This window comes from Brevundimonas sp. S1H14, from assembly GCF_047716865.1.
GTDB lineage: Bacteria > Pseudomonadota > Alphaproteobacteria > Caulobacterales > Caulobacteraceae > Brevundimonas > Brevundimonas naejangsanensis.
Genome location: NZ_CP136679.1, coordinates 706,663 through 730,192, shown reverse-complemented (window position 1 = coordinate 730,192; position 23,530 = coordinate 706,663). Strand labels below are relative to the sequence as shown.

At 68.1% G+C, this 23,530-nt stretch carries 27 protein-coding genes; 4 read left to right on the top strand and 23 right to left on the bottom strand.

All coding sequences use genetic code 11. The annotated features are described in order from the left end of the window. Nucleotides 1–25: 25 nt before the first annotated feature. The 16 genes from tilS to RSD66_RS03465 form a co-directional block, all read right to left on the bottom strand. Entirely contained in the window at nt 26–1,330 is a 1,305-nt protein-coding gene (tilS, locus tag RSD66_RS03540) for a tRNA lysidine(34) synthetase TilS (RefSeq protein WP_415289006.1), read from the bottom strand. After that, entirely contained in the window at nt 1,330–2,178 is an 849-nt protein-coding gene (locus RSD66_RS03535) for a tol-pal system protein (protein WP_415289005.1), read from the bottom strand. The genes tilS and RSD66_RS03535 overlap by 1 nt, the downstream gene beginning before the upstream one ends. A gap of 43 nt (nt 2,179–2,221) precedes the next feature. Further along, entirely contained in the window at nt 2,222–3,370 is a 1,149-nt protein-coding gene (locus RSD66_RS03530) for a DUF3667 domain-containing protein (RefSeq protein WP_415289004.1), read from the bottom strand. Nucleotides 3,371–3,475: 105 nt separating this feature from the next. Next, nucleotides 3,476–4,030 (bottom strand): peptidoglycan-associated lipoprotein Pal, encoded by a 555-nt coding sequence (gene pal, locus RSD66_RS03525; protein ID WP_024353641.1) that lies wholly within the window; start codon nt 4,028–4,030, stop codon nt 3,476–3,478. Nucleotides 4,031–4,180: 150 nt separating this feature from the next. Then, a complete protein-coding gene (gene tolB, locus RSD66_RS03520; protein WP_346524431.1) occupies nt 4,181–5,575 on the bottom strand; it encodes a Tol-Pal system beta propeller repeat protein TolB in 1,395 nt (464 codons plus the stop codon). Between the two features lie 124 nt (nt 5,576–5,699). Further along, entirely contained in the window at nt 5,700–6,572 is an 873-nt protein-coding gene (locus RSD66_RS03515; protein WP_415289003.1) for a hypothetical protein, read from the bottom strand. A 6-nt stretch (nt 6,573–6,578) separates the two neighbouring features. After that, nucleotides 6,579–7,040 carry an ExbD/TolR family protein gene (locus tag RSD66_RS03510; RefSeq protein ID WP_119412725.1) on the bottom strand — a complete coding sequence of 154 codons (462 nt, stop codon included), beginning with the start codon at nt 7,038–7,040 and terminating at the stop codon, nt 6,579–6,581. A gap of 3 nt (nt 7,041–7,043) precedes the next feature. Beyond that, nucleotides 7,044–7,799: a protein TolQ gene (gene tolQ, locus RSD66_RS03505; RefSeq protein WP_024353645.1), complete on the bottom strand. Its 756-nt coding sequence runs from the start codon at nt 7,797–7,799 to the stop codon at nt 7,044–7,046. A 302-nt stretch (nt 7,800–8,101) separates the two neighbouring features. Then, nucleotides 8,102–8,551: a tol-pal system-associated acyl-CoA thioesterase gene (gene ybgC / locus RSD66_RS03500; RefSeq protein WP_119412724.1), complete on the bottom strand. Its 450-nt coding sequence runs from the start codon at nt 8,549–8,551 to the stop codon at nt 8,102–8,104. Between the two features lie 6 nt (nt 8,552–8,557). Next, nucleotides 8,558–8,908: a hypothetical protein gene (locus RSD66_RS03495; RefSeq protein WP_346524427.1), complete on the bottom strand. Its 351-nt coding sequence runs from the start codon at nt 8,906–8,908 to the stop codon at nt 8,558–8,560. 104 nt (nt 8,909–9,012) lie between these two features. Continuing rightward, entirely contained in the window at nt 9,013–10,041 is a 1,029-nt protein-coding gene (ruvB, locus tag RSD66_RS03490) for a Holliday junction branch migration DNA helicase RuvB (RefSeq protein WP_415289002.1), read from the bottom strand. 10 nt (nt 10,042–10,051) lie between these two features. Continuing rightward, a complete protein-coding gene (gene ruvA, locus RSD66_RS03485) occupies nt 10,052–10,678 on the bottom strand; it encodes a Holliday junction branch migration protein RuvA (RefSeq protein ID WP_415289001.1) in 627 nt (208 codons plus the stop codon). Further along, nucleotides 10,675–11,187, bottom strand: a complete 513-nt coding sequence (gene ruvC / locus RSD66_RS03480; RefSeq protein WP_003170091.1) for a crossover junction endodeoxyribonuclease RuvC — start codon at nt 11,185–11,187, stop codon at nt 10,675–10,677. Before ruvC ends, ruvA begins: the two co-directional genes overlap by 4 nt. 70 nt (nt 11,188–11,257) lie before the next feature. Then, nucleotides 11,258–11,980: an MgtC/SapB family protein gene (locus tag RSD66_RS03475; protein ID WP_415289000.1), complete on the bottom strand. Its 723-nt coding sequence runs from the start codon at nt 11,978–11,980 to the stop codon at nt 11,258–11,260. Nucleotides 11,981–12,038: 58 nt separating this feature from the next. After that, complete coding sequence (locus tag RSD66_RS03470; RefSeq protein WP_415288999.1) at nt 12,039–12,740, bottom strand: MgtC/SapB family protein; 702 nt, start codon at nt 12,738–12,740, stop codon at nt 12,039–12,041. Continuing rightward, complete coding sequence (locus RSD66_RS03465) at nt 12,733–13,251, bottom strand: hemerythrin domain-containing protein (protein ID WP_119412718.1); 519 nt, start codon at nt 13,249–13,251, stop codon at nt 12,733–12,735. The genes RSD66_RS03470 and RSD66_RS03465 overlap by 8 nt, the downstream gene beginning before the upstream one ends. A gap of 131 nt (nt 13,252–13,382) precedes the next feature. On the opposite strand from RSD66_RS03465, the gene RSD66_RS03460 reads away from it, so the two are divergent. Next, nucleotides 13,383–14,084 carry a hypothetical protein gene (locus tag RSD66_RS03460; RefSeq protein WP_415288998.1) on the top strand — a complete coding sequence of 234 codons (702 nt, stop codon included), beginning with the start codon at nt 13,383–13,385 and terminating at the stop codon, nt 14,082–14,084. Between the two features lie 7 nt (nt 14,085–14,091). Here the strand turns inward: RSD66_RS03460 and RSD66_RS03455 are convergent, their stop codons facing one another. After that, entirely contained in the window at nt 14,092–14,865 is a 774-nt protein-coding gene (locus tag RSD66_RS03455) for a YebC/PmpR family DNA-binding transcriptional regulator (protein WP_415288997.1), read from the bottom strand. A 125-nt stretch (nt 14,866–14,990) separates the two neighbouring features. Between RSD66_RS03455 and RSD66_RS03450 the strand changes: the two genes are divergently transcribed. Then, on the top strand, nt 14,991–15,200 hold the full coding sequence (locus tag RSD66_RS03450; protein WP_003170082.1) for a hypothetical protein: 210 nt from the start codon (nt 14,991–14,993) through the stop codon (nt 15,198–15,200). Nucleotides 15,201–15,203: 3 nt separating this feature from the next. Here RSD66_RS03450 and RSD66_RS03445 read toward each other — a convergent pair whose 3' ends face one another. From RSD66_RS03445 to RSD66_RS03435, 3 genes are all read right to left on the bottom strand, one after another. Next, entirely contained in the window at nt 15,204–16,058 is an 855-nt protein-coding gene (locus tag RSD66_RS03445; RefSeq protein WP_415288996.1) for a ribokinase, read from the bottom strand. Then, nucleotides 16,055–16,978, bottom strand: a complete 924-nt coding sequence (locus RSD66_RS03440; protein ID WP_415288995.1) for a nucleoside hydrolase — start codon at nt 16,976–16,978, stop codon at nt 16,055–16,057. Before RSD66_RS03440 ends, RSD66_RS03445 begins: the two co-directional genes overlap by 4 nt. 91 nt (nt 16,979–17,069) lie before the next feature. Beyond that, entirely contained in the window at nt 17,070–18,101 is a 1,032-nt protein-coding gene (locus RSD66_RS03435; protein WP_415288994.1) for a S1/P1 Nuclease, read from the bottom strand. A 394-nt stretch (nt 18,102–18,495) separates the two neighbouring features. Between RSD66_RS03435 and RSD66_RS03430 the strand changes: the two genes are divergently transcribed. Next, nucleotides 18,496–19,059 carry a 3D domain-containing protein gene (locus tag RSD66_RS03430; protein WP_119412713.1) on the top strand — a complete coding sequence of 188 codons (564 nt, stop codon included), beginning with the start codon at nt 18,496–18,498 and terminating at the stop codon, nt 19,057–19,059. 75 nt (nt 19,060–19,134) lie between these two features. On the opposite strand, the gene RSD66_RS03425 is transcribed toward RSD66_RS03430, so the two are convergent. Then, nucleotides 19,135–19,455 (bottom strand): Mpo1-like protein, encoded by a 321-nt coding sequence (locus tag RSD66_RS03425; RefSeq protein WP_415288993.1) that lies wholly within the window; start codon nt 19,453–19,455, stop codon nt 19,135–19,137. 175 nt (nt 19,456–19,630) lie between these two features. Beyond that, nucleotides 19,631–21,628: a DEAD/DEAH box helicase gene (locus tag RSD66_RS03420; protein WP_415288992.1), complete on the bottom strand. Its 1,998-nt coding sequence runs from the start codon at nt 21,626–21,628 to the stop codon at nt 19,631–19,633. 167 nt (nt 21,629–21,795) lie between these two features. Here RSD66_RS03420 and RSD66_RS03415 point away from each other — a divergent pair, with 167 nt between their 5' ends. Next, the gene (locus tag RSD66_RS03415; protein WP_415288991.1) at nt 21,796–22,656 is read left to right on the top strand and encodes a restriction endonuclease; all 861 of its coding nucleotides are present in this window, start codon (nt 21,796–21,798) and stop codon (nt 22,654–22,656) included. Between the two features lie 133 nt (nt 22,657–22,789). On the opposite strand, the gene RSD66_RS03410 is transcribed toward RSD66_RS03415, so the two are convergent. Beyond that, nucleotides 22,790–23,479, bottom strand: coding sequence for a winged helix-turn-helix transcriptional regulator (locus tag RSD66_RS03410; RefSeq protein ID WP_415288990.1), 690 nt, complete (start codon nt 23,477–23,479; stop codon nt 22,790–22,792). Nucleotides 23,480–23,530 lie beyond the last annotated feature (51 nt).

Here is a 23,530-nt window from a genome sequence, read left to right as displayed (position 1 = left end):
GACAGGGCCGCGCTGGGCCCGTCGATCAGCAGTCTTCGTCTGAAAATAGGTCAGACGGCGGCGTTTCGCCATGAAGGGTTTGAAAGAGTCCGTCTTCCTGCGTCGTTTCGCCCGTAAAAACCGCCGAGGCGAGCGCCAGACGGCGCAGGCCCAGCGCCCGCACATCGGCCCCGCGCCAGGCCAGCTGCGCCTGCCCCGACCCGTCGATCAACACCGGCGCGGCGGCGCGGGCGGCGGGCGGCAGACCGGACAAGGCCGCCCTTTCCCGATCGGACAACTGCGCCAGCCGCCCGGCCGCCGCCTCGACGCGCAGGCCGGGCCTGTCCGTGACGATCTCGAACCGACTGTCCCAGACGGCGGCGCGACCCGGCGTCAGGTCCAGGGGCGCGACCGGATGGCGCCGCCATTCGCCCGGCTCCCGCATCGCCCGGACAAGGGCGCCCGACGCCTCAATGCGGGCGCCGCACAGGACGGCGGTGAAATCCTCGCCCGCCGCCAGCCGCCCCTGAAGAGCCGCCAACCGGCCTCCGCGCGGAGGGGTCACGCTGCCGCCCGCACACAGCAGGACGGCGGCCAGCGTCGATCCGGGCAGGTCGCGGGGCAGCGTCAGCACCCCGGCCCAGGCAAGGTCCTGCCCGCACGGCGACAAACCGGGGGCGACCTGCGGATCAGCCCTCTGCCTTTCCATTGGCGGGCGGGGCGGGGTTTTGTCGAGCGCCGCCCGCGCCCGCCCCCGGCCGAAGCGCAGGTCGGCGTTGGCGGGGTCCTCCAGCCATGAGGCCCCGCGCGCGCGCAGATGATCCCTTAGCGCGTCACGCCGCTCCTCCAGCACCGGACGCAGCAGCATCAGTCCGCGCCCCTCAGGCCAGGCGGGCGACGCCGACCAGTCGCGCAGGCGCCCCAGCGTCGCGCCCTCGGCTCGCATCCACTCGCCCTCGGCCACGTCATCGGCCGTGTGACCGGTCAGGATGACGCGCGCCCCCGCATCCCGCGCGGCCTCGGCCAGCAGGGCGTGGCGGGCCGCCCGCGCGCGCGCCGGAAGCCCGGCGCCGCCTCGCGCCTGCGCCCAGAGCAAGCCGCGCCAGTCGGCGCCCGCCACGCGCGCAGCCTCGGCCGCGAACCGGGTCCAGGCCGCGCTGTCGGGATTGAGATTGTGGTTGACCGTCAGGGCGAGCAGCCGCCGTCTCCTCGCCTTCGCCCAAGCGACGGCAAGGTCCAGCAGGGCCATGGAGTCGCCCCCGCCCGACAGGGCCAGGGCGACCGGCTCGGGTCCAATATGGTTCAGGCGCGCGTCCAGCCGGGCGAAGACCCGACTGGTCAGGTCGCCCATCAGCTGCAGCTGGCGCGCGTCCGCAGCTGGGTCGCGCGGGTCTTCTGCGCCGCCGTGGCCGCCTCGGCGTAGCGGCGACCGAACTCGGTCAGGGCGCCGCAGGCCTGGGTCGCGCGGTCGGTGGCGCGCAGGGCCTCGGCCAGCTTCAGCGTCGTCTCAGGCGCCCACGGCGTGCGCGGCCAGCCGTTCAGGGCGGCGGCGTAGGCCTGAACCGCCGAAGCGTTGTCACGTGCGGCGACGTGCAGGTCGCCCAGGCGGCTGTTGGCTTCACGCGACTGGGGCGTGTTCGGCCAGGTGACGATGACGGTCTCCAGGGCGCGCCCGCCGCGCACGGCGTCCTCGCCCGCCAGACGCATGGCGGCCTGCAGGTCCTGCGCCGCGTCGCCGGTCGGCGAGTTAGCGACGATTGGGCCGTTCAGTTCAGCGGCTTCCTCAGCAGCCTTCTCGGCGCGCTCGACCCGGCCTTCCAGATCGCGCAGGCGGCGGCTCAACTGCGTATTCTCGCGCGTCGCCTCGTCCAGTTGGAAGGTCAGCCGCTCGCTGTCGGCGTTCATGCGCTGGAAGGTCTGCTCCACGTCGCCCAGACGGCGCTCGAGGATCGAGACCTGCCCCTGCAGGGCCACGACCTCGGGGTCCAGCTCGACCAGAACCGGTTGGCCGGCGGCGTTGCGCTGGGTCAGGGCGCGCTCAAGACGGCGGACGTTGCGGTCCAACTGGTCCAGGCGGCGCTTGTCCCACTGGATCGGCTCCATCGGCTGGACCTGGGCGACGACGGCGCCCCCGATCAACGTCAGGCCGAGCGCCGTCAGGACAGCGGGTTTCGTGAGGCGGAATGGCGTCTTCAGCATGGCTCTGTCGTCCCACCGATTTGCGGCGACGGCAAGGCCCCGATCAATGTCCGAGGCCCAGATAGATGATGGAGACGATGAACAACGTCGCCGCGATCTCGCAAAAGATCAGCAGCACCGCCGTCCGCCACAGGGTCGAGAAGACCGACAGACTGTAGGCGCCCTTCAACTGGGCGAACATGTGAACGGGGACGATCAGCGCCGCGATCGTGCCGACCGCTGCGCCCGCTCCCTTCAGCGTCGTCGCGACCACGACCACCGCCATCAGCAGCAGCGACATGAAGGTCAGGGAATAGAGAACGAACACCCCGTGATCATACAGGGTGAAACCCCGTTTCCACAGGAACATCAGGGCCACGAACGGGATCGACAGCGGCACCAGCAGGAAGGCGAATTTATAAATGGTCTGCTGCAGCTTGTAGAGCGCCAGATCCGGGTTCTTCAGCTTCTTGGCCACCGTCTTGGTCAAGCCGTTGGTCTGACCATCCGTGCCGACGCTGGCGGCCAGATCGGCGACCTGAGCCTGCCAACTGCCCGAGTCCAGGCCGTCCTTGCGGCCCTCGACCGCGTCCTTCTGCAGGCGTTCAAGCTTGGCCTTCTCAGCGATGACGCCGGCTTCGGCTCCGGCCAGAACGCCGGCGGCGGCGCCCGCCCGCGCGCCGCTGTTGAACGCCGGGGGCGATCCGTCCGCCGGCTGCATCGCGGCGGCAGCCGTATCGACTTCCTTACGGGCGGCCGCTGCGACCTGTTCCGCCTCGGCTATCGCCTCCTTCTGGGCCTCGATCTGCTGCGGCAGAGACGGCAGGGTCACTTCCTGATGCGGCATGAAGCTGAGGGCGAAGAACATCACGAAGAGGGTGAACAGGAACATCGCCAGTGGCGAGACATAGCGTGTCCGCCTGCCCTGAACCCACTCGCGCGTCAGCCGTCCCGGATTGACGATCAACAGCGGCAGGGTGCGCCAGAGGCGACCGTCGAAGTGCATGACCCCGTGCAGAAGTTCTTCGCCCAGATGCAGCAGGGTGCGGTGGACATGGGCCGCCTGTCCGCAGTTGGAGCAAAACCTCCCCGTGACCTCGGCCCCGCAGTCGGCGCAGACGCCGTGAGGCTGGCCCGCCTGACCGGTCGGCTTCTCGATCGCTCCAGCGATGACGCCTGCCGTCATGGCCCCGCCTGCCGCCTCCAGATCCATGCACTTTCTCCCCGATTCGGTGCGGACTTTGATCCCTGGAAAGCGCAAAGAAAAGAGGCGCCGGCTTGCGCCGACGCCTCGATCCGTCAGTTTTTCGCCTGATGTTTAGCGCGGGGCGCCCGACACGATGGCGGTGCGGCCATTGCGGTTCTGGGCCCAGGCCGACTCGTTCGAGCCCTCAGCGATCGGACGCTCCTTGCCGAAGCTGATGGTGTCGATGCGGGCGGCGGCGACGCCGCGGCTGATCAAGTACGAGCGCACGGCCTCGGCGCGACGGGCGCCCAGGGCCAGGTTGTACTCGCGCGTGCCGCGCTCGTCGGCGTTGCCTTCGATGCGCACGGTGACCTGCGGGTAGCGGGCCAGCCAGGCGGCCTGGGCGTCCAGACGCGGCTGGGCCTCAGCCCGCACCGAATAGGAATCCAGGTCGAAGTAGACGCGGTCGCCGACGTTGACGACGAAGTCCTGTTCCGAACCCGGCGCGGCGGCGCCGACGTTGCCGCCCGTGACCGGGGTGCTCGGCGCGGTCGGATACTGAGGCCCGGTGGCGGGCGGCGGGGTTTCAGTCGGGACGGCGGGCTCGACCTTGGGCTTGGTGCAAGCGGCCAGCGAGGTCACGGCGACGCCGACGGCGGCGAGCCGGATCAGGGTGGAGGCGTTCATGTAATTCTCCTTCTCATTCGGTTCGAGGCCGATGCCTCTAGCTTAGCTGTATTTGACGGCTGCTACAGCGCTATGCAGCGTTACGCTAGCGGGATAACGCACAGTTTACGGCAATGGCTCCGCTGAAGATGCAGCGACGGCGAATCCGCGTTACGCCGAGCAGGAATCCGGACCCTGGCCGATGCCCAGATTGACCGGCGGGGCGTCCAGCAATCCCGACCACGCCGGGTCCGAACCGCGCCCGTCGTAGCCCGCCTGGGACACAACGCGGCCCGACAGGTCTACGGTCCACAGACGGGTGTCCCCGCCCGGGCTCTGACGCGCGAAGGCGATATAGCGGCCGTTCGGCGCCCAGGAGGGGCCTTCCTCGAAATAGGAGGACGACAGGATGCGCTCGCCGGTGCCGTCGGACTTCATCACGCCGATGTGGAAGCGGCCGCCCTGTTGCTTGGTGAAGGCGATCAGGTCGCCGCGCGGGCTCCAGGCCGGGGCGGTGTAGATGCCGCCGCCGCGGCTGATCGGGCGCTGGCCCGAGCCGTCGGCCCGCATGGTGTAGAGCCGCGCCGAGCCCGAACGGTCCGAGGTGAAGACGATCTGATTGCCGTCAGGGCTGAACGAGGGCGAGGTGTCGATGCCCGGATCGGTCGTCAGGCGCGACAGCTGGCGGCTGCGCAGGTTCATCACATAGACGTCGGTGTTGCCGTGCCGGATGATGGAGAAGGCCATCTTGGTTCCGTCGTTCGAGAAACGCGGCGCCAGCACCTGACCGTCGAACTCGCCCAGGCTTTCGCGGCGGCCGGTCGACAGATTGTAGAGGTAGATGCGGCTGTAGTCCTTGCCCAGCGCCACATAGGTCACTTCGTCAGGATTGGAGGCCGAGAAGCGCGGCGACATGATCACCTCGTCGCCCTGGGTCAGGAAGACGGGGTTGTAACCGTCCTGATCGACGATGGTCAGGCGCGAGAGCTTGTTCAGCTGGGTGCCGCTTTCGGACACGAACAGAACGCGCGAATCGAAGAAGCCCGCCTCGCCGGTCAGACGCTGATAGACCACGTCCGAAATCTTGTGCGCGATGCGGCGCCACTGCTCCGATGTGGCGGTGAACTGGTAGGAGACCAGCTGGCACTGGCGATAGGGGTCGTACAGACGAAAGCCTACGTCGATCCGCCCGTCCGCGCGCGGCGTCACGCCGCCGTACAGCACCGCCTGGGCGCCGATTGAGGTCCACTGCGGAAAGTTCGGCGCATTGGCCAGGGTCAGGCCCGTCTCGACGAAGCTGGCCGGGTTCAGCGGATCGAAGAAGCCCGACCGCTTCAGGTTGCCGCTGATGACGCTCGAAATCTGCGACCCGTTCTGGCCGGTGAAGGGCACGACGGCGATCTGAAGCGGGCGCAGGACGCCCTCATCGACGACCACGTCCTGCATCGGTGCCGACGAGGGCGCCGTCGACTGGGCCATCGACTGGGCCTGCACCGATCCGCCCAGCGCCAGAGGGGCGGTCAAAGCCAGCGCGGCGGCCGAGGCGAGAAAGCGGTTCAGGCGCATGGGTCATTCCTTCGCAGATCGTGACAGGGTCGGGCCCGGTCGCCCTTCATAGCATCGGCGCGACCGACAATCGCCAGCTTCACAAGGATTTGGGCGACTTTGGGGTGATAGACGGCTCGCGCCCCTAACGGTTCCCGCATTGACGTTTGGTTTCAAAGCGGAAGGGCACTTCCTGAGCCTGGAAGCCGTCCGGCACGGTGAAGGGCGAGGTCGCCCGCAGCGCGCGCTGCATGGCGTCGGACGCGGCTCTCCACGTCGGATCGTTCTGCACGTCCTGAAGGCGCGGCGTGCCGATGATCTGGCCGTCGGCGCTCAGGCGCACGGTCACGCGGATGACCAGATCATCCATGCCCGGCATGTCGCAGTTGATGTTCCAGTTCGGCGTCACCTGGGCCCCCAGGGCGGCCAACTGCGGGCCGGTGGCGCGTGGGGCGGAGCCAGCTCCCTGCTGGCCCGCCGCCGGGCGGCCGGGATTCTGGGTCGGGCGCGGCGGTCCCGCCAGGGCGTCCAGGTCCAGACCCGGCGCCGGACGGGCAGGACGCGCAGGCGTCGCGGGCGCCTTCTTTTCAGGCGGAGCGGGCGTGGGTCGAGGCGGCGGGGTCGGCGCCTTCTTTTCCGGCGGGGTCGGCGTCGGGCGCGGCGTCGGCGCGGGCGCAGGCGTAGGGGCCTTCTTCTGCGGCGGCGTCGGGGTCGGGCGCGGCGCCGGCGGCGTCGGGCGCGGCTGAGGTTGTGGCGCGGGCGGGGTCGGCTCAGGTTCTGGCGGCGTCGGTTCCGGCAAGGTCTCGACCGGGGCCGTCTCGCCGTCGTCAGGAGAAGGTTCTTCCTGCGGATTGTCAGCCGGGGCGGCGGCGATCTCGATATCCGAGATAATCGACACCGGCACCGAGTTCACCAGCGGCTTCAACTCGTCCTTCGACGACCAAGACACGAGGGCGAGCGCCACCACCCCCGCGTGCAGGGCGATGGAGCCGAGGATGGCGGGACTGGGGCGGCGCAAGGTCCGTCAGCCCTCCGTCGGCTCGTCGGCGGCGGTGTCGGTGATCAGGTTCAGCTTGGAGAAGCCCGAGGCCGACAGGCGGGCCATCACCCGCGCCACGGCCTGATACGGCGCGCGGCCGTCGGCGCGGATGAAGATCGGCTTCTCGCGCGCCTTGTCGCCGCCCTCTTCAGCCACTCGCAGGGCCAGTTGCTCCCAGCGGACCTCGCTCTCGCCGATGAAGATGGCGCCGTTCTGGTCGATGCTGACCGTGACGGGCTTGTCGGTCGTCTCGACCGCGCTGGCCTCGGTCTTGGGCAGTTCCAGCGGCACCCCGACCGTCAGCAGCGGCGCCGAGATCATGAAGATGATCAGCAGCACCAGCATGACGTCCACCAGAGGCGTGACGTTGATCTCGCTCAGCGGACGCTTGCGCGCGCGGCGACGGCCGCGCCCGCCGCTGGAGCCTCCTGCAGCACCCATGCCCATGGATCAGGCGCCCCGGCGCAGGTTCAGGTCGGCCGACGGCGGCGGGGGCGGAGGCGGCGGGGTCGACGGCGCGCCCAGACGGCGGGCGATGGCCGATTGCAGATCGTCCGCAAAGGCCTCCAGACGCCCGGTGAACTTGCCCGCCGACACCGAGAAGGCGTTGAAGGCGATATAGGCCGGAATGGCCGCCGCCAGACCGATGGCCGTGGCGAACAGGGCTTCGGCGATGGCCGGGGCCACGGTCGTCAGATTGGTGTTGCCCGCCGCCGCAATACTGTCGAAGGCGTTCATGATGCCCCACACCGTGCCGAACAGGCCGATGAAAGGCGAAGCGGTGGCGACCACCGACAGCACGCCCAGACCGTTCTCGATTTTCTGGCTCTCGCGGGCGATGACGGAATCCAGGGCGCGGTCGATGCGGGCGATCAGCATGGAGCCTTGCGTATCTGTCATGGCGCCCCGCGCGCGCGCCTCGCGCCAGTCCTGCAGCGTCAGCACCAACATGCGCGGCAGGGGATCGGCCGGTTGCGGCCCGGCCTGGGCGGCGACCTCTTCCAGCGAACGCCCGCCCTCGACCTGCTGCTCGAACGCGGTCGCCCGAGCGTTCATGCGCGAGAAACGCACCGCCTTGTCGATGATGATGGTCCACGACCAGACCGAGGCCACGGCCAGGCCGATCATCACCGTCTTCACCACCCAGTCGGCAGTCATGAACAGCTCGATGGGGTTCAGCAGGGAGGCGTCGACGGGCGGTGTCATGCGTGGTCCTTGGCGAAGGGTCCGATCAGTCCGCCAGTTGCACCGGGCGGACGTGGCGGTTTCATGGCGGCGGTCTAACCGGCGTCGCGGCCTGCGTCATCAGGCGAAAGGGTGACAACATCGTTATTGAGGAAACAAGCGCCTCACCTCTCCCTCCCCTTCATGGGGAGGGTGGTCGCGCAGCGACCGGGTGGGGAGGGCCGGGTGATGCAAGGCGCGGCGCGTGAACAGCCAAGCCGCCCCCACCCGGCTTCGGCTTCGCCTCAGCCACCCTCCCCATGAAGGGGAGGGAGAAGTTGCGCCTATTCCTCCCCCGACAGCCAGGGCGTCACCAGTTCCACCAGCCGTCTGGTCGGCCGCCGGGGGCGCCCGTCCAGGTGGATACAGACGGCGACGACATCCGCCCGGCACAAGGCCTCCCCGTCCCGCTCGACCGTCTGGCGGATGATCAGGCGCGGTCCCTTGATCGCCTCATAGCGGGTGCGCACCACCAGGGCGTCGTCGATGCGCGCCGGCTTCAGATATTTGATCGCCAGGTCCGAGACGACGAAGGCCAGCGGTTCCTCCTGCTCCAGCAGGTCCGCATGTCCCACCCCGGCCAGACGCAGGAAGTCCGACCGCCCCCGTTCGAAATAGCGGACATAGTTGGCGTGATAGACCAGGCCGGTGAAGTCGGTGTCTTCGTAATAAACGCGCACGGGCAACAGGTGATCGCGGCCGTCGAAACGGCCCGCGCTGGGTTGATCGGTCATGGTCGGTCAGCTCTTGCCGGCGGCGGGAACAGGGGCGTCGAAGCCGGGACAATAGCGCGATTTCAACGTCGCGAACTCGCCGGTCAGCGGATCGTGGCTCATCAGGATGCGGTTGGGCCGCGAGACGAAGGCCACCGCCTCCTTGCGGCCCTTCAGCCCGGCGTAGCCGCAGGCCGCCCGGCCGCGCCCGGCCTCGACATAGCGCACCTCGGCTTCGGCCCCCATCTGCTCGCGCACCTGAGACAGGGCCCGCTCCGCAGGCGTGGTCTGACGCGGCCCGAAGCGCGCGCCCTGATTGACGGCATAGAGGCTGAACCCGCCCAGCACCACGACAGCCGCGCCAAGCGCGATGATCATCCGGTTCATCCTGCGGGGCTGGACCAAAACCGCCTCCTTCTGGGAAGCTGGAGGATGACCGGCTTCGCCGCCGAGGTGAAGCCCTGTTGCGAAAGAGTCGCGGCCTATTTGCCGAACAGGTCCGGGGCGGCGGGCTGCGCCTGCGGCGTCTCCAGCCCCAGATGTTCATAAGCGCGCGCGCAGGCCATGCGGCCGCGCGGCGTGCGCTGGATGAAGCCCTGTTGCAGCAGATAGGGCTCGATCACGTCCTCGACCGCGTCGCGTGCCTCAGCGATGGCGGCGGCCAGGGTGTCCATGCCGACCGGCCCGCCGCCGTAATTCTCGATCAGGGCCTTGAGGAAACGGCGGTCCAGACTGTCCAGCCCTGCCTCGTCCACCTCCAGCCGCGCCAGCGCCCGCGCTGCGGCCAGTTGGTCGATAGGGGTCCCTTCCGCATCGGCGAAGTCCCGAACCCGGCGCAACAGGCGCCCGGCGATGCGCGGGGTGCCGCGCGCGCGACGCGCGATCTCCATCGCCCCATCCTCGGTGATGGCCGCGCCCATCTTGCGCGCCGCCCCCCGGATCACCGCCGTCAGCTCTTCGGGCGTATAGAACTCCAGCCGCAGCGGAATGCCGAAGCGGTCTCTCAGCGGCGTGGCCAGCAGGCCCGCCCGCGTCGTCGCCCCGACCAGGGTGAAGGGCGCCAGGTCGATGCGCACGCTGCGCGCCGACGGCCCCTCGCCGATGATCAGGTCCAGCACATGGTCCTCCATCGCCGGATAGAGGATCTCCTCCACCTGCGGGGCCATGCGGTGGATCTCGTCGATGAACAGGACGTCGCGCGGTTCGAGGTTGGTCAGGATGGCCGCCAGATCGCCCGCCTTGGCCAGAATGGGGCCGGAGGTGGCGCGGAAGCCCACGCCCAGTTCGCGCGCCACGATCTGCGCCAGCGTCGTCTTGCCCAGCCCCGGAGGCCCGAACAGCAGAACGTGGTCCAGCGCCTCCGAGCGGCCGCGCGCGGCGTCGATGAAGACCTTCAGATTTCCCTTGGCCGCCGACTGGCCGACGAACTCGGACAGGGTCTGGGGCCGCAGGGCGCGGTCGTGCTGCTCGCCGGGCGCGGGCGCGGGCGAGATGATGCGGTCGTCGGTCATGCGGCGGCCCTCATCGTCCCAGCTCCTGCAGGGCCGTGCGGATGACCAGCGGCAGTTCGGCGTCTTCGCCCAGCTTGATCAGGGCGTGATCGACGGCGCGGCGGGCGTTGACCTCGGCGATGCCCAGACCCAGCAGGGCCGCGACCGCCTCGCCCGTAACGCTGGGCGGCGGCGGGGCGATGACGGCGGCCTCGGCGTGGACGCCCGGCGCGGTCGGGGCGAAGACGCCGTCGGTCAGGCTCTTGCCCTTCAGCTCGGTGACGATGCGCAGGGCCAGCTTGGGGCCCACGCCGTTGGCGCGGCCGACGGCGGCCTTGTCCTCGCGTGCGACGGCGGCAGCCAGTTCGGCGGGAGGCAGGATATCCAGCACCCCCAGCGCCGCCTTCGGCCCCACGCCCTGAATGGTCTGAAGCAGGGTGAAGACCTTGCGCTCGTCTCGGGTCAGGAAGCCATAGAGACGCGGCCCCTGATCCTGGCTCCACTGGCTGTGAATGAACAGGGTGGTCTCATCGCCCAGCGCCGGCAGGCGGCCCAGCGTCCGCGCCCCGCAGGCAGCGACATAGCCCACGCCTCCGCAGTCGATCAGGCACTCCGCCTCGCCGACCTCGGCCAGAATCCCACGCAGACGCCCGATCATGCCGCGCCCCTCACCGCAACAGCCTTGAACCGGCGATGGTGAGCGTGGGTGACGGCCACGGCGAGCGCATCGGCGGCGTCGGCCTTCACATCGCCGGAAGCGGGCAGCAGCCGTTTCACCATGAAGGCGATCTGGCTCTTGTCGGCCTGCCCTGCGCCCACCACCGCCTTCTTGATCAGGGTCGGGGCGTATTCGGCGACGGAAAGACCCGCCCGCGCCGGGGCCAGCATGACCGCCGCTCGCGCATGGCCCAGCTTCAGCGTCGAGGCCGGATTGACGTTGACGAAGACCTCCTCGATCGCCGCCTCGTCGCAACTATAGGCGGCGCAGACCTCGCCCACCTGTTCCAGCAGATGCAGCAGCCGTTCGGAGAAAGGCGCCTTTTCATTCGGCGCGACGACGCCGTGCGCGATCCAGCGCAGGCGGCTGCCCTCGCTTTCGATGACGCCCCAGCCGGTGCGGCGCAGGCCGGGGTCCAGCCCCAGAATCCGAGTCGTTTCGTTCGCCATCCGTTCCTATTGCCCCAAAGAGGGTTAGCGAACAATGACCGGGCGTTTTGTCAGAAGGTCGCTCGTCCGCTCAGTCGTCTCTGGGCATGACCGAAAAGCCCGCCAGGCCTGCCTGTTCGGCCAGGACGCTGGACAGGGCGTCGACCTTCAGCGGCATGGGGCCGCGCGCCTTGACGTACTGTTCGTGGATCAGGCCATCGGGGCTGACGACATGGCCGATGCGGGTGGGCCGCAAGCCATTGTCGGCCAGCAGGGCGCGCAGAACCTTCTCGTCCGGGGCCGCACCGCGCGTCCAGCGCAGGGTGACGTCCAACACGCCGACGTGGGGCAGGCGCGCATCCAGAAAGCGCAGGATGGCCAGCACCAGCAGGGTCGCCCCAGCCGCGATCAGGCCCAGCTTCCACAGGCCGACGCCGAACATCACCCCGATAGCCGAGGTGGTCCATAGGGACGCCGCCGTGGTCAGGCCATGGACCGAAAACCGCTCGCGGAAGATCACCCCGGCGCACAGGAAGCCGATGCCGGTCAGTATGCCGTGCGCCATCCGCGTCGGGTCGATCACCAGACGCTGTTCAGGCAGGGCGACGAACCCCCAACTGGCCTGATGCATGGCCGCCAGCATCAGGACGCACGAGGTCATGGACACGAGGATATGGGTGCGGAACCCCGCCGGATGGCCGTGATAGGTCCGCTCGATCCCGATCAGGCCGCCCGCGATCATGGCGGCCGCCGCCGGCGCCAGCAGGCTCAGATCCTCGACGCCCCAATGCGTCACGCCCCAGTCAATCGCCATGTCACAACCGCTCCAACGACCGTTCAGGTTGAACCGCGCCGGGGCGCCCGGCAAGTCGTCAGTCGTCGCGCGGATCCAGCACATAGCCGCAGACGGAAGGCATGGCCGACAGCTGGGCTGCGAGGGTCTTCAGCTGCGGCTCGCCCTCGATGCGGACGCGCCAGCTGCGGCGCACCACGGCGCCGTCGTCGATCAACTCAAATCGATCGGTCGCAGGAGCGGGATCCACGGCGCGCAGAGCGGCTTCGACCTCCGCCTCCGGCGAGGGGGCGTCGCGGCGCCATCGTACCTCCACGTCCGCCAGGGTGCGATCAGGCAGGCGAGCGTTCACCACCCTGAGCGAGATCAGGATCAGGCCCGTAATCACCGTCCCCGCCGCGCCCAGACCAAACAGCCCCGCCCCGAACAGCAGGCCGATGGCCGAGGTGATCCACAGCGAAGCCGCCGTCGTCAGACCGTGAATGGAGAAGCCCGTGCGGAAGATGACCCCCGCGCACAGAAAGCCGATCCCCGTCAGCACCCCGTGGGCCATGCGGGTCGGGTCGGTGACGATGTTCTCGTCCGGCAAGGCGCGGAAAGCCCAGTCGGCTTGTGTCATCGCCGCCAGCATCAGCAGGCAGGACGCCAGGCTGACCAGGATGTGGGTGCGGAACCCCGCCGGCCGGCCCCGCCATTCGCGCTCAAACCCGATCATCCCGCCGGCTATCAGGGCCCCCGCGATAGGCAGCAGGAAGGTCTCCACCCAGGCGGCGTCAGCCATGTTTCTCGACGTAGGTTTCCGGGTCCTTGTTGACCGGCTTCACCCCGTTGATGTGACGCGCCTGGAAGGCGGCGAAACGCACGCCCAATTCGTGCCGGGTCTGCAGGTCGGCGTTCAGGCGGAAATCAGTCAGTCCCTGCCGCTCCTCTTCACCCATGTGTTTGGAATTGACGACATTGGCCTCGCCTACCGCCTTGAACCACGCCTTGCTGCCGACCTTGTGCCTGGCCACGGCCTTGACCGCGTCGCGCAGCTTGTTGTGATCCTCGATGGCGTCCTCGGTCTCGCCCTGGACCGTGCCGTCCTCGGCGTCATTGGCGCCCTCGCCCAGCTTCAGCAGTTCGGGATAGAAATGCTGTTCCTCAGCCTCGGCATGAGCGTCCAGAAAGGCCGACAGCCGCCCCCAGACCGCCTCCAGCGCCTCAACATCGTCGGCCCCGATCTCTTCGACCAGGGAGAAGAGCCGTCTTTGTTCGGCGTGGTCGTCGAGGATCAGTTGGGTGATGTCCATCGCGCAAGGCTCCTGGCGGCAAGGCTTGAGCCTCTAGAAGCCTTGGCGGCGCGGGCGGGTTCCGCCGGACTCCCGCAACGGCGATATTTCAGGCATAATGTCATTCGGGGAACAAACGTCGGAGCCTTTCCATGTCTCCTCGTGTCATGCGCCGCTTTCTTTTCGCCGCCGGTCTCAGCCTGATCGTCGCCGGGGCGGCCCTGAGCGCGCCCGTCGCCGCGCCCCAGGACGCTCGCGATCACTTCCTCAGCCGCTGTCGCGAGCGCACCCTGGCTCAGAACCCTGGGGCCGACTGGGCGGCGTCCTACTGCGCCGAAACCTGGCCGGCGGTGACGCGCTCAAACCCCCTGGTCGACGCCATCCTGTCTCCGTTCGCCGAGGGCGCTCCCGCCGCGCTCGATCCCGCCGACGTCAAGGCGCGGGCGACAGGGGTGCGCTGGCTGCCGGCCCGCCCCGACGCCCAGGCGTTCGAGGGCGCGCTCGGCCCGGTAAAGGTCGTGGCCCGACGCGGGCCGACCACCCTGCTGGAACTGGGTTGGACCGCCGTCGGCGAACCCGTGCCCTATGAGATCGTCGAAGCCTTACGGACGCGCGACGCCGTGGTCATGCCGATCGGCTGCTACGCCTTCGGCGCCGGAGAATCCAACACCGTCTATCGCGTAGAGGCGGCGGGGCGCGTCCCCTTCGCTATGACCGTCTATCGCCGTGAAGCGCCGACTGGCAGCGCCTGGTCCAGCCTGACGATCACGGCGGATGCGGAAAGACACATCCCGACGCTCAGCGGCCTCAGAGCCGCCGAGCCGGATGCGGAGTGGACAGCCGACTGCAGCTGAACAGGATTCAGCCCGCGAACTTCGCCGCGTCTTCGTCCGAGACATTCTCGTTGGAATAGACCTGCTGCACGTCGTCTTCGGCGTCCAGCGCGTCCAGCAGCTTGAACAGGACGCCGACGGAATCGCCTTCCAGGTCGATTTCCGACTGAGGTTTCCAGACGATGGCGGTCGATTTGGGATCGCCCAGCACCTTGGACATGGCCTCGGCGACTTCGTTCAGGTCCTCGAAGGCGGTCCAGATGGTGTGGCCCGGCGCGTCCTCATAGATGTCCGGCTTGACCAGATCGCTCTCGACGTCCTGGGCGCCCGCCTCGATGGCGGCCTCCATGACGGCGTCTTCGCTGCCCGCCTCGGCCGGATAGTCGATTTTGCCGACCCGATCCCACATGAAGGTGACCGAGCCCGATTCGCCCAGCGCCCCGCCATTCTTGGCGAAGGCCGAGCGCACGCCCGAGGCGGCGCGGTTGCGGTTGTCGGTCAGCACCTCGACGATGACCTGGACGCCGCCGGGGCCGCGGCCCTCGTAGCGGATTTCCTCCATCGCATCGACTTCGCCGCCCGAGGCCTTCTTGATGGCGCGCTCGATGTTGTCCTTCGGCATCGATTCGGCCTTGGCGTTGTTTACCGCCAGGCGCAGCCGGGGGTTCATCGCCGGGTCGGGCATCCCCGACTTGGCCGCCACGGTGATTTCCCGTGACAGACGCGAAAAGAGCTTGGAGCGCACGGCATCGGCGCGCCCCTTGCGGTGCATGATGTTCTTGAATTTCGAATGGCCGGCCATGGTCTCACCCGACAGGAATTTGTAAGTTGGGGCAGGTCCTTTAATGGACAGACTCCCTTCTGTCACCTGAGGGGAACCGCCGGACCGCGCCGGGGATTAACCGCGGGCATGATTGGGAGACGCCGATGGCCGCCGCTGACGACACCTATCTGGACGAAGCCTATGATGAAGGCATCGACCACGCCAATGCGGGCGAGATCGTGCAATGGTACGCAAAACGGCCGGTGACGGTCTCCACCGCCGCGGCCACCAGCTCCCTGGTCGGCGCCTTCGCCCTGGGGGTTCTGACAACGGTGGGCGCCCTGGCGATCATGCGTCTGTACGACCGGGACTGAGCCTTACGCGGCGCCCTGAGCTATCAGGGCCTGGACTTCAGCGCGGTCGCCCAGCGACGGCTGCGCCCCCGCCCGGGTCGCCGCCAGCGCACCGGCCGCACAGGCGAAATGCAGCGCATCGTTCGGCGCCATGCCCTCCAGCAGCGCAACCGTAATCGCCCCGACGAAGGCGTCCCCCGCTCCGACCGCGTCCACGGCCGTGATGCGCGGCGGCGTGGCCCAGGCCATCTCGACCCCGCGTCGATACATGACCGCTCCGCGCGCGCCCTTGGTCACGACCACCATGCCGCCGCCGACGTGCAGGGCGTCGCCATAGAAGGCGGCCTCAGTCTCATTGACCACCAGCAGGTCGGCACGGCGCAACAGGGCCTCCGACACCGGCGCGGCGGGCGCCAAGTTGACGCAGACGAAGTCCGTCGCACGGCCGACGGCCGCCTCGACTGTCTCGATCGGCAGCTCCAGTTGAGCGATCAGCGGGCTTTCGATTCGCGCAGGCAGTTGCTCGGGCGTGACGAAGTGGTTGGCGCCGGCGGCCACGGCGATCTGGTTTTCGCCGGTCGGATCGACGGTGATCAGAGCCACGCCGGTGGGCGCGGCGATGTCCGTCTCCACTCCCGACAGGTCGACGCCGTGCGCCAGCATCAGGGCGACCGCCGCACCGGACATCTCGTCGTCGCCGACCCGCCCGATCAGATTGACCTCCGCGCCCAGCCTGCGCGCCGCCAGCGCCTGATTGGCGCCCTTGCCGCCCGGATGACGCGACAGGGTCGCCCCCGTCACCGTCTCGCCCGGCGCAGGCAGGGACGGCGCAGCCGCCACAATATCCAGATTGATCGAGCCGACGACGGTGATCCTCATGCGCCTTCTCCCAAACACTGGGTGATCAGGGCGAAGATTCCGGCCGCATCGGCCTTCGTCGCCCAGAAATGGTTCGCCGTCGCCGCATCGACGCGGAACTCGACCGCCGTGTGGCCGCGGGTCAACGCGCTTTCGGTCTCCACCGCGATGCGGCAGGGGGCCAGTTCGAACAGCTCCGGCTTCAGCAGCCAGGCGACAGTACAGGGATCATGCAGAGGCCCGGCGTCCCAGCCGACGATCTGCCGCTCCACCCGCTGGGAGAAACGCAGCATCGCCGCAGCCGTGCGAGCCGACGCCGTGGGCAGGGCCTCGATCGCCGCGATTCGCTCCTCGGTCGCCCGCACCTGATGGGTGGCGTCCAGCCCCATGACGATCATGCGGCAACCGGACGCGAAGACCTCGGCCGCGGCGTCCGGGTCGGCCCAGATATTGAACTCGGCCGAGGCTGTGATGTTGCCCCCCTCTGCGCGCGCCCCGCCCATGACCACCACCGGCCCCAGATGCGCCGCCAGCGCCGGTTCAGCCTGCATGGCCAGCGCCAGATTGGTCATAGGCCCCATGATCGCCAGCGCCACGGAGCCCGCCGGGCGCGCCATCACCTGCTGCACGATGGCCCCCGCCGCCGTGCCCTCGGCGACCGGGGCGACAGGCTCGAACGGCGTCAGGTCGCCCAGCCCCTCAGCCCCATGAAACTCGCCCGCGCCTGCCGGGGCGCGGCGCAAGGGCCGTTCGGCGCCGCGATAGACCGGCACGTCCTCGCGCCCGGCGATCTGGCGCAGGATGCGGGCGTTGCGCGCGGTCTTGGCGGCGCTGACGTTGCCGCCGACCGTGGTCACGGCCAGCAGGTCGAGGTCAGGCGAGGCGAAGGCGGTCAGCAACCCGGTGGCGTCGTCCACGCCGGGGTCGCAATCAATGATCAAGCTCTGTTTCACCGATCCGGTGTGCCGCCTGCCGCCGCCTGAATCAATCGTGCTGAATCAATCGTCCTGAGCCAATCGCCCTACGCCTGCGTCAGTCCTCGCCGACCATAGAAGCCCACGGATCAACGCGCCCGGCCTCGACCTCGGCGACCTTGACCGCCGGCCAGCCGATGCTGCTGCTGGCCGAGACGCGCCAGGCGGCCGACACGAAGTCGCGCAGTTCCGACGCCCCGGCCGCCAGCCGCTCATTGACGAAGACGGCGCCGCGCGGGTCCGTATCCTTGAATGCGCCCGCCTTCTCCATCCGATAGAAGGGGATGACCGTCGCCAGGCTGGCGTTCAGGTGCGAAGCCGTCCTCGCCCGCACGTCAAAGCCTTCGATACTCATCGGAACCATCGCCGCCTCGACCGCCTCCAGACGCAGGGTCCGGCTGGTGAAGGCGCCCTCGAAGTCGCCATGCGTGCGGCGCGATTTGGTGAAGCCTTCAGGGTTGGTCTCGCCCGCCCAGCCGTTGAAGTGGATGGTCGTGTGGTGCGGCTGGGCCGCGTCGCCGACGAAGTGGCTCAGCACGCCGATGTCGCGCAGAATCAGCTGCTCGCGACGTTCGCGGTCGGCGCGATACCAAGCCTGCCTCGCCAGATCCGGCTCGCGCGCCTCGGCGGCGCTCAGCACGCGCCAATAGGCGAAGTCGCGCTCCAGATTCTGCCAGGCGTCCATGATTGCGTAGGGCAGATAGCCCGCCTTATCCACGTCCAGACCGGCGCGGATCAGGGCGGCGTCGTATTCCGACTTCAGACGCGGCAGATCGGTCATCGTCATGCCGCGCGCGTCCATCACCCGGCCCTCATCATCCATGTCGACGAAGTGGGCGGTGTCGCGCTCGCGGTCGTGCGGCTGGCCGGCGCCCTTCCAGCGGTCAGGCTCGCGCGAGTATTCGCCGACGTCGGCGGCGGCCCCGGCCGTGCGCAGGAAGGCGGGCAGATCGCCCGGCAGATGGCGCATCGCCGCCACGCCGATCATCCGGTGGCCCGAACTGCCCCAGGCCTCGACCTGAACGGCGGGCGCCGCGACCAGCATCAGGGCGGCGGCGGAAATCATCAGTCGTTTGACTTGTCGGTTCATGGGGCGGCGCCATCGGAAATTTCAGAAGGGGAAACGACGGCTTATCCCATTCCCGCGCCCGCCTCTACCCGCCGCGGACGACAGCCGCAGCGCCGATCACGCCGCCGTTATCTTGGCGTCATCGCCAGCTTTTCTTGCCAATAAAGTGTTAGCAGCCACGATCAAGTCGTTAACGACACAGACACACGTCAAAGTATAGAACTCAAATCAGCCAAATACTGATATGATATAGTCATGATAGTCTGAGACCGACCGGCGATAGACTGGCCCCATTTGCGCCTTATCCACTATCGATACAGCCACTGATCTCATTCGCCGCAATTGCGCCGCAATTGGCCGTCAAAAACCGCCGCGCCGGAGCGTGTCGGGACCGGTGCTGCGTGAAGTTTGAACGATGTTGAGCACGGCCGCCGCGCTTGCCATGTTGTGGACCATGGCCTTCTCCGGGTCCGGAGAGCCTGTCCCTTACGAAACGGCCGTCGCCCGCGACGCCGCAATCGTAGAAGCCGCCGCGACGGCCCCTGGTTCCATCGATTCCGCCGAAACGGCGGACCTGTCGGCTGAACAGCTTGAGCTGATGGCCGGCGATCCCGACTGGCGCGCCTCGGCCCGCCTCTATCACGCCGGCGGCGGTGGAGCGACCGGCAACGATTCCCTGGGCTGCCGCCCGATTCCGATGCGCACGGTCGCGGTCGACCCGCGCGTCATCCCGCGCCGCACCAAGCTGTTCATCCGCGAGACGGTCGGTCTGCGCATGAGCGACGGCACGGTGCACGACGGCTACTGGTACGCGTCCGACACCGGCGGCGCGATCAAAGGCGCCAAGATCGACCTCTACACCGGCCACGGCCGCGGCTCGATGCAGCAGGCCCGCACCCTGAACATGAAGACCCTGACCATCGCCGACGCGGGCGATTTCGACGGCTGCCCCCCGGCGTGGGAGACGGCCTCGAACTAAGGCTTTTCAGCCTGTCGACAAAAAGGGCGGCCGGATCGAACCGGCCGCCCTTTTTCGTTGCGCCTCGGTCCGACCTTAGAACTTCCGCTTGCCGCTGACCGTCTCGAAGAACAGGCGGAAATCGCCCATCAGGCTCCACAGCGGATATTTGAACGTCGCGGGCCGGTTCTTCTCAAAGAAGAAGTGCCCGACCCAGGCGAAGCCGTAGCCGACCAGCGGCATGGCCAGCAGCCACCAAGCGTTGCGCGTCGCCAGAAAGGCGATGAAGGCCGCGATCACCAAACCCGTCCCGACCACATGGATGCGGCGGCACGTCCGGTTCGAGTGCTCATGAATGTAATAGGGATAGAAGGCCTCGAACGAGGCGTACCGCCCTTGGGGTTGCTCGATGCTCATGACCCCAGCCTGCCCCCGGATCGCGCCGGGGGCAAGTCGTTCGCCCCATCCACACCGCTCATCCCCGCGGAGGCGGGGACCCAGTGCTTTGGCCGAAAGCCCGCGGATAGCCACTCTAAACGATGAGCGTGTGGCTCTTACTGGGTCCCCGCCTCCGCGGGGATGAGCGGGCCGTTTAAGCCCGTTTGCCCTTCGGGCCCTTGGCGAAAGGTTTGGCCCCGGCCTTGAAGTCCGGCTTGCCCTTGAAGCCCGCCTTGGGGGTGAAGGGCTTCTTGTCGCCCTTGTCCTTGAAGCCCGGCTTCTTGTTGAAGCCGCCTTCAGCAGGCGCCGCATCGGTGCGGGGTGCATAGGGTTTCTTCTTGAAGGGGCGTTCGCCATCCGCGCTGCGGCCCGCGTCGCCCTCGGGGCTCCACGGCTTCTTCTTGAACGGCGGGCGGCCCTGACCGTCCTCGTCGCGGCGGAAGGGTTTCTTGGCGAACGGGCGAGCGTCGCCGTCGCGCTCGAAGTTGCGGTTGCGCGCGCCCTTCATCGAACCGGGCGTCGGGGCCTCGGACGGAGTGATGCGGGCCTCTTCCCTGCTCTGGGCCGCCGCCGCGCGGAAGGCGTCGGCGTGGGTCAGGGCGACCTCGAAGCGGGTCTCTTCGGGGAAGGTGCGGATCGAGCCGATCTGCTGCTTGGTGATGCCGCCGATACGGCAGATCAGCGGGATCAGCCACTTGGGGTCAGCGTTGCGGTTGCGGCCGATGTCCAGACGGAACCAGCTGACCTCGTCCGGTTGCAGGCGGTCGCCCGGCCACGGCGCGGGCGCGTAGTCATCGCCGCCCGCCGCATCGCGATCCTTGCGCTGACGGCGCTGCGGGCCTTCGCCCGGATCGGTCAGGTCTTCCGGCGCGGGCAGGTTCTTGCGCAGCAGCACCAGCAGGGCGCGCGCCAGATCATCCGCCGTGCGCTCCTTGACCAGCGTCGCGATCAGACCGGCGTCCTCGTCCGAGCCTTCCTCGGCGAAGACAGGCGCGGCCAACAGGCGCTGTTCGTCCTGAGCGCGGATCTCATCAGCGGTCGGCGCGCCGGACCAGACGGCCTCGACCCCGGCCGAGCCCAACAGCATCTCGGCCTTGCGGCGACGGCTGTGCGGGACCAGCAGGACCGAGATCCCCTTCTTGCCCGCGCGGCCGGTGCGGCCCGAGCGGTGCAGCATGGTCGCCTTGTTAATCGGCAGTTCGGCGTGGATCACCAGACCCAGGTCGGGCAGGTCCAGACCGCGCGCGGCCACGTCGGTGGCGACGCAGACGCGAGCGCGGCGATCACGCAGCGCCTGCAGCGCCTCATTACGCTCGCGCTGGCCCATCTCGCCCGACAGGGATACCGAGGCGAAGCCGCGCTCGACCAGCGAGGCCTGCAGGTGACGCACCGAATCCCGCGTCGAGCAGAAGACCAGCACGCCCGGCGCCTCAAAATAGCGCAGTACGTTGACCACGGCGCGCTCGATCTCGTTCGGCGCGATGCGCATGGCGCGATATTCGATGTCGTTGTGCGGCTGGCTGCGGTCGACGGTGTCGATGCGCACCGCGTCCTTCTGATAGCGCTTGGCCATGATCGCGATGTCGCGGGCGATGGTGGCCGAGAACAGCAGTGTGCGGCGCTCTTCCGGCGCCTGATCCAGAATGTATTCCAGGTCCTCGCGGAAACCCATGTCCAGCATTTCGTCGGCTTCATCCAGCACGACGACGCGGGCGGCCGACAGGTCCAGCGCTCCGCGATCAATGTGGTCCTTCAGACGGCCCGGCGTGCCGACGACGACGTGGGCGCCGTGGTTCAGGGCGCGGGCTTCCTTGCGGGCGTCCATGCCGCCGACGCAGGTGACGATCTTGGCGCCCGCCTCAGCATAGAGCCATTCCAGCTCGGCCGCGACCTGCAGCGCCAGTTCGCGCGTCGGGGCGATGGCCAGCATCAGCGGCGTGTCAGCCTGACCGAACTTTTCGTCCTCGCCCAGCAGGGTCGGGGCCGCGGCCAGGCCGAAGGCCACCGTCTTGCCCGATCCGGTCTGGGCCGAGACCAGCAAATCCGCCTCGCCATGGCCTTCCAGCACGGCCGCCTGGACCGGCGTGGGCTCAAGATAGCCCTTGTTCAGCAAGGCGCGGTCAAGCGCGGGATGGATCGCGGGAAAGGGCATGAAGGGCCTGGAAATTCAGATGAGGCGACCGTTAAACGGCCGCGCCCGGCGAGGCGTCGCAGCCTGCCGGGCGTCGGGGAAGGCGCTCCCTATACACGAATAAGGGCCGGGGTGGGGCCGAATCGATCTACCGGTTTCAAAAATTAACAATCCGCCAAAATGCTTAGATGACCTCGTCGCTTTCGGATGCGCCCCCTTTTGAAGCCTTCATGCAGCCGATTGTTAATCGGCTTAAGGCCCATGGACGTTCGCTGACCAATGCCGAAATGCTTGAAGATATTTCCGAGCACATGGGCCTTTCCGACGAGGTTCTGAATCTCAGGCACGGCAAGTGGAACCAGTTGGTCGTCGATCAGCGCCTTGGCTTCGCACGAAGCTGGCTCAAGCTTGGCGGGGCTGTAACCAATAGCCAAAGAGGCGTCTGGAGCCTGACTCCGGCAGGTGCCGCCATGACGGCGTCCGAGATCGCAGCCATCCCCAAGCAGGTGCAGAAGGCCTATGCCGCGCAGCGTGCGAACGCGGTCACGGAAAAGCTCGACCCGCCCCAGGTGCTGCAAGAAGCTGCACAGGAGGACTGGAAGGATCAGCTTCTTTCCGTCTTGCTCCAGTTGGAGCCTTCCGCGTTCGAGCGGCTTTGCCAGCGCCTCTTGCGTGAATCCGGCTTCACCCGCGTCGAAGTGACCGGCAAAACCGGCGATGGTGGCATAGACGGGACCGGCGTCCTGCGCATGAACCTGCTGTCGTTTCAGGTCATCTTTCAGTGCAAACGCTGGCAAGGGTCCGTCGGCGCATCGACGGTCCGCGATTTCAGGGGCGCCATGGTTGGCCGCGCTGACAAGGGCCTGATCATCACGACCGGCACATTCACAAGCGAAGCCCGAAGAGAGGCGACACGCGACGGCGCTCCCGCAATCGACTTGGTAGATGGCGACACGCTCTGCGACCTGCTGAAGGAGCGCAGCCTTGGCGTATCCGTCCGCATGGTTGAGGAAGTCACAGTCGACAGCTCGACCTTCAGCGCCATTTAGAAAATCGACCGCCGTTCACCCCGTCCGTTGATCGGGCGTTGACCACGCAGGGGCGATGCTGGCCGGGTTCAGACCCCCGCCCGCACGGCGGATGAGATGACGGGAACCCTGCTGGATATTCTGGTCTAGGCCTCTACCCGGCCTTGGCCGGCAGGTGAAAGAAGTTCACGAACCGCGCGAACACCGCCTGGTCGCCCTCGACCGCCATCGTCCCCTCGCCGTCCAGAGCCTCCAGCGGGACCTTTCCGTAGACGGCGGCCGCGACGACCTGGGCCGGGGCGCGCACCACCACGTCGCAGGCCTCGACCTCGCCGCGCCGAGCGTCGATGACCCCGTCCGCGACAGTCACGACCATACGATCCTCGCCCAGCACAAAACCCAGCCGCATCTTCGCATCCAGCGCGCGCGCGGGATCAAACATCGTCTTGAACGATTGCATGATGGAGACGGCGCTGATCGGCAGGGTCGAGTCGTGCTGGGGCGAGCGCGCGGCCCAGCGACCCAGCACCATGAAGACCGGTTCGATCTCATAGCCCCAGTCGGTCAGTTCATAGACCTGGACCGAGGCGGGCGGCGGCAGCTTGCGGCGCTGGATCACGCCCGAGGCCTCCAGCCCCTCCAGCCGCTGGGTCAGCACATTGGCCGACAGGCCGCACAGATCTTTTCGCAGGTCGCTGAAACGGCGCGGCCCCATCATGAGTTCTCTGATGACCAGCAAGGCCCAGCGCTCGCCCACCAGATCCAGCCCGTGCGCCGCGCCGCAGGCGTCATGATAGCGCCGGGATCGAGACAACGACTGCTTAGTTACTTTTTCTAACTTCATAGTTGACTAACATAACATCGAGGCGCAGAAATCGCCACACCACAGAGCAGG

Coding starts and splice junctions, on each gene's coding strand:
- RSD66_RS03430 (WP_119412713.1), top strand. CDS start 18,496: ATGTTGAGCACGGCCGCCGCGCTTGCCATGTTGTGGACCATGGCCTTC.
- RSD66_RS03510 (WP_119412725.1), bottom strand. CDS start 7,040: ATGGGCATGGGTGCTGCAGGAGGCTCCAGCGGCGGGCGCGGCCGTCGC.
- RSD66_RS03445 (WP_415288996.1), bottom strand. CDS start 16,058: ATGAGGATCACCGTCGTCGGCTCGATCAATCTGGATATTGTGGCGGCT.
- RSD66_RS03535 (WP_415289005.1), bottom strand. CDS start 2,178: ATGCTGAAGACGCCATTCCGCCTCACGAAACCCGCTGTCCTGACGGCG.
- RSD66_RS03410 (WP_415288990.1), bottom strand. CDS start 23,479: ATGAAGTTAGAAAAAGTAACTAAGCAGTCGTTGTCTCGATCCCGGCGC.
- RSD66_RS03475 (WP_415289000.1), bottom strand. CDS start 11,980: ATGGCGATTGACTGGGGCGTGACGCATTGGGGCGTCGAGGATCTGAGC.
- RSD66_RS03425 (WP_415288993.1), bottom strand. CDS start 19,455: ATGAGCATCGAGCAACCCCAAGGGCGGTACGCCTCGTTCGAGGCCTTC.
- RSD66_RS03455 (WP_415288997.1), bottom strand. CDS start 14,865: ATGGCCGGCCATTCGAAATTCAAGAACATCATGCACCGCAAGGGGCGC.
- ruvB (WP_415289002.1), bottom strand. CDS start 10,041: ATGACCGACGACCGCATCATCTCGCCCGCGCCCGCGCCCGGCGAGCAG.
- RSD66_RS03420 (WP_415288992.1), bottom strand. CDS start 21,628: ATGCCCTTTCCCGCGATCCATCCCGCGCTTGACCGCGCCTTGCTGAAC.
- RSD66_RS03435 (WP_415288994.1), bottom strand. CDS start 18,101: ATGAACCGACAAGTCAAACGACTGATGATTTCCGCCGCCGCCCTGATG.
- RSD66_RS03460 (WP_415288998.1), top strand. CDS start 13,383: ATGTCTCCTCGTGTCATGCGCCGCTTTCTTTTCGCCGCCGGTCTCAGC.
- tolQ (WP_024353645.1), bottom strand. CDS start 7,799: ATGACACCGCCCGTCGACGCCTCCCTGCTGAACCCCATCGAGCTGTTC.
- RSD66_RS03450 (WP_003170082.1), top strand. CDS start 14,991: ATGGCCGCCGCTGACGACACCTATCTGGACGAAGCCTATGATGAAGGC.
- tolB (WP_346524431.1), bottom strand. CDS start 5,575: ATGCGCCTGAACCGCTTTCTCGCCTCGGCCGCCGCGCTGGCTTTGACC.
- ybgC (WP_119412724.1), bottom strand. CDS start 8,551: ATGACCGATCAACCCAGCGCGGGCCGTTTCGACGGCCGCGATCACCTG.
- RSD66_RS03415 (WP_415288991.1), top strand. CDS start 21,796: ATGACCTCGTCGCTTTCGGATGCGCCCCCTTTTGAAGCCTTCATGCAG.
- pal (WP_024353641.1), bottom strand. CDS start 4,030: ATGAACGCCTCCACCCTGATCCGGCTCGCCGCCGTCGGCGTCGCCGTG.
- RSD66_RS03495 (WP_346524427.1), bottom strand. CDS start 8,908: ATGATCATCGCGCTTGGCGCGGCTGTCGTGGTGCTGGGCGGGTTCAGC.
- RSD66_RS03530 (WP_415289004.1), bottom strand. CDS start 3,370: ATGGATCTGGAGGCGGCAGGCGGGGCCATGACGGCAGGCGTCATCGCT.
- RSD66_RS03470 (WP_415288999.1), bottom strand. CDS start 12,740: ATGGCTGACGCCGCCTGGGTGGAGACCTTCCTGCTGCCTATCGCGGGG.
- ruvA (WP_415289001.1), bottom strand. CDS start 10,678: ATGATCGGGCGTCTGCGTGGGATTCTGGCCGAGGTCGGCGAGGCGGAG.
- RSD66_RS03465 (WP_119412718.1), bottom strand. CDS start 13,251: ATGGACATCACCCAACTGATCCTCGACGACCACGCCGAACAAAGACGG.
- tilS (WP_415289006.1), bottom strand. CDS start 1,330: ATGGGCGACCTGACCAGTCGGGTCTTCGCCCGGCTGGACGCGCGCCTG.
- ruvC (WP_003170091.1), bottom strand. CDS start 11,187: ATGGCGAACGAAACGACTCGGATTCTGGGGCTGGACCCCGGCCTGCGC.